Genomic DNA, 3,277 nt, shown 5'->3' with positions numbered 1-3,277 from the left:
TCCGTGGCCGCGCTGCGGTCGAGCATTGCCTACTGGCGGCGGCGGTACGCCCCGGCGCTCGCGGACCTCCAGGCCGTCGCGCACATCTCCGATCCGTACATGACCGCGCGGATCGCCGCATACGAGGCGCGCACCCACGCCGCCCTAGGGGATATCCCTGCGGCCCGGGAGGCGCTCGACCGTATGGAGATGACCGCGGACACGTTCGCACCCCGGCCCGGGTCGACCCCGGTAGGCCCGGCCGGCGTGGCGATGTTCCGCGCCGGCGCCGCGCTCGCGCTTGGCGACATGGACGAGGCCCGACGGTGGGCGACCATGGCCGTGGACGGCTACCAGCGCCGCGGTGGCGACTACTCGGCCGAGGAGTCCCACCACGCAACGCTGACCCTCGCGCTCGCGCACCTGCGCGGCACCCGGCCTGAGCCCGAGGAGGCCGCGCGCATCGCGAGCACCGTGCTGGCCGACAGTCCGTCTCCCACCCACACCGTCAGCGGGAAACTCCGCAGCCTCGGACGCGCGTTCAGCGCTGACCACCGGCAGCTCCCCGAAGTCGCCGCGTACGTCGAGGCATACCGGGCCCTGCCGGCGGGAACCGGCGCGTCGTGACCACCATCCCCACCCTCACCACCGAGCGGCTGACCCTGCGGCCCATCGCCCGCGCCGATCTCGACGCCTACGCCGGGATCTGGGCCGATCCGGAGTTCGCCCGGTACATCGGCGGCCCGACCGACCGGCACGGCATGTGGCACAACCTCGCTGCCAACATCGGCTGCTGGGAGCTGGAGGGTGTCGGCCCGTGGTCCGTCGTCGAACGCGCGACCGGGACGCTCGTCGGCCGCGCGGGCCTGTGGTCCGAACCGGGCTGGCCCGGCATCGAAACGGTCTGGTTCATCGGCCGGCCCTGGTGGGGGCGAGGCTATGGAACCGAGGCGGCGAGCGCTGCGATCACCTGGGCGTTCGACACCCATCCCGACCTGCCCGAGGTCGTGTCCGTCGTCCGCGCCGAGAACGCCGCGTCGGTCCGCCTCGCCGAACGGCTCGGCATGCACCTCGCGCGAACCGAGCATCTCCACGGCGCGGAGAAGGGCGTGTACGCGATCAGCCGCGAGGATTGGACGCGCCGGGCCGCCGCAGTCTGATTCACAGACCGGGATCGTCATCGGCGGCCCCGAGGAAGCCGCACACGGAGCGCGGCAATGGCGTCCGCGGTGGCCGGTGACCGGGTGCAGGCCAGCGCAGCGCCCGTTGCGGCCCGTGGCGCGCCCAGAACGGGCCCGGACCGCCCGCTGGCGTCGGCCGCGTGGTCGGCGCACACCGGGCAGGGCGCGGGCTGTGTGTGAAGCCGGCACATGTTCCGCAGGTTCGGTGGCGTCGGCGTCACGGCCGAGCTGGCGGCGGCCGGGGCGGGTTCGAGGTCACGGATGCGGCGTCGGCGCACTGCGGCCGGGCTGCGGACCGGTCCGGACAGGGGCGCCCGGTAGGCATCGACGATCTGCGCGGGGGCGCAGCCGCGGGCGAGGGCGGCGGCGATGTCCGGGCGCCAGGAGGCGGGGAGCCGCTCGCCAACGACCAAGCGGCCGGCGAGGTCGGCGTACGGGTCCGCCTCGACGGCGTCGGTCGGCTCCTCAGCGTCGAGCGTGGGCGGATCGGGTTCGTCGTCGGTGGGCTCTGCTGCTGCTTGTAGTTCCAGGGAGCTTGCAAGGGAGGGGTCCGGTCCACCGGACGCAATTCGGCGGCCGACCGGACGCAACTCGCCGGTAACTTCCGTGTCTGCGTCCGGTCCACCGGACCCAAGTCCGTCGTGATCCTCGCGGTCTGCGTCCGCCCCACCGGACGCAATTACCTCGCCTGTGGGACTGTCTGGGCTTGCCTGCGTCCGGCCAGCCGGACCCATTTCGGCCGTCTCCTCGAACCGCGCCTCGTCGAACAGCAGCTCATAGACAGCGACGTGGCCCCGTCTGGCGCGCTCGATCTGGCGGATCAGCCCACGATCGGCGAGCTTGCCGAGGACCGCGGCAAGCTGAGAGCGGCTCTTGAGTCCCGAGCGGGCGAGGAGCTTGGGCAGGCCGGGTGAAGAGCGCCGCGAACCGCGGCGGGCATCCTCAGCGAGGATGAGCACGACCGTCCGCTCAGCGGGGGGCAGTTCCCCGGGAAGCAGGTCGAAGGCGGCAGCGACCCATCCCCAGCTCACAAGGCGCCCCAACAGGCGAGTGCAGTCGAGTCGTCGGGGGTCTGGCCGCCTTCGGGCAGGCTGCCGCGGGCATGATAGGACACGGGTTGATGGCCCTTCTCAGGCAAGGGTTGTCGATCAAGGGCCGGTCGGGAGCTGCGAACTCCTGGTCGGCCCGCTTCATGTGCGCTGAGACCGTGGTCGTCAGCCGGCACGTGCAGTGCCGTGGATCAGCCGGATTCGGCTGCGGGTCTCGCTGGTGCGCGCCCTGTTCGCCGCATCCACTCCTCGATGTCCGTGGCGAGCCAGATCTTGCCGACGCGCAAAGTCGCGATTGGTTCCGGGAACGTCGGATCGGACTTCATGATCTGGTAGATCCRCGCGGAGCCCAGGCCGAGAGCCTGCGCGATCTCCGCTGCGGCCATGAGCCGAAGATCCTTTGTCATAGGTGGCAAGTCTAGTAGCCGAGTCGTCAGTAAGTGGGTTGCATGCTAGACGACTTCTCTAGTAGCGTGCCACTTGAGCGGCCCCGCCCGGAGCTCTCACCCTCCGGCCGGGGCCTACGGATCACACCTGTCAGCACCAGGAAGGACCCGCGTGTTCTACGTTCCCACTCGCCGCCCCTTCGGGCAGCGTTTCGCTGGCGCCGCCCGGCGTGCCCTCTGCGCCGCCGCTGTCCGCCTGCTGGACCGCCTCGGCCCGGCCGAGCTCCCGGCGGCTGTCGAGCTGGCTCCGGTCGTCCCCACCGCCCCGGTCGCGGCCCAGCCGACGCCGGCCGCGTCGCCGGTGCTGTTCGCCGTCGACGAGCTGCCCCCGCTGGAGGTGATCGACGCGGCGGCGGTCGCGTTCGACCTCGCGGGTGAGGCGGCCCGCTCCGGGGACCGTGGCAAGCGGAAGGCCCGCCGGCTGCTCGACCGGCTCCCCGACGGCGTCTACGGCCGCTGGCAGGTCGAGCGGGTCGCCTCGGCGAAGACCACCCCCGACCTGGAGCAGATTCGCGCGGACTACGCCCGTGCCGGGCTCGGTGAGGTGCCGATGCGGCCGTGCGCTCCGACCCTGCGCGTCACCCTCGCCCCGGCCGTCGCGCTGGCCCCGGCGGTGGCGGCA

General features: G+C 72.5%; 4 protein-coding genes and 1 pseudogene. 3 read left to right on the top strand and 2 right to left on the bottom strand.

All coding sequences use genetic code 11. From position 1 onward, the window contains the following. A pseudogene (locus KBI5_RS26280) lies at nt 1-606 on the top strand (hypothetical protein); the annotation flags it as partial. Then, a complete protein-coding gene (locus KBI5_RS10865) occupies nt 603-1,139 on the top strand; it encodes a GNAT family N-acetyltransferase (protein WP_023840832.1) in 537 nt (178 codons plus the stop codon). The pseudogene KBI5_RS26280 and the gene KBI5_RS10865, both read left to right, overlap by 4 nt. A gap of 17 nt (nt 1,140-1,156) precedes the next feature. On the opposite strand, the gene KBI5_RS10860 is transcribed toward KBI5_RS10865, so the two are convergent. Continuing rightward, nucleotides 1,157-2,191 carry a hypothetical protein gene (locus KBI5_RS10860; protein ID WP_023840833.1) on the bottom strand — a complete coding sequence of 345 codons (1,035 nt, stop codon included), beginning with the start codon at nt 2,189-2,191 and terminating at the stop codon, nt 1,157-1,159. 209 nt (nt 2,192-2,400) lie between these two features. Next, nucleotides 2,401-2,595, bottom strand: a complete 195-nt coding sequence (locus KBI5_RS10855) for an AlpA family phage regulatory protein (protein WP_085015164.1) — start codon at nt 2,593-2,595, stop codon at nt 2,401-2,403. A 172-nt stretch (nt 2,596-2,767) separates the two neighbouring features. On the opposite strand from KBI5_RS10855, the gene KBI5_RS10850 reads away from it, so the two are divergent. Further along, nucleotides 2,768-3,277 (top strand): hypothetical protein (locus tag KBI5_RS10850; protein ID WP_023840835.1); only part of this gene is annotated, 510 nt, incomplete at its 3' end.

Origin of the sequence: Frankia sp. KB5 (assembly GCF_002099325.1) — a bacterium.
GTDB lineage: Bacteria > Actinomycetota > Actinomycetes > Frankiales > Frankiaceae > Frankia > Frankia casuarinae.
This window is presented reverse-complemented; position numbering and strand designations above follow the sequence as displayed.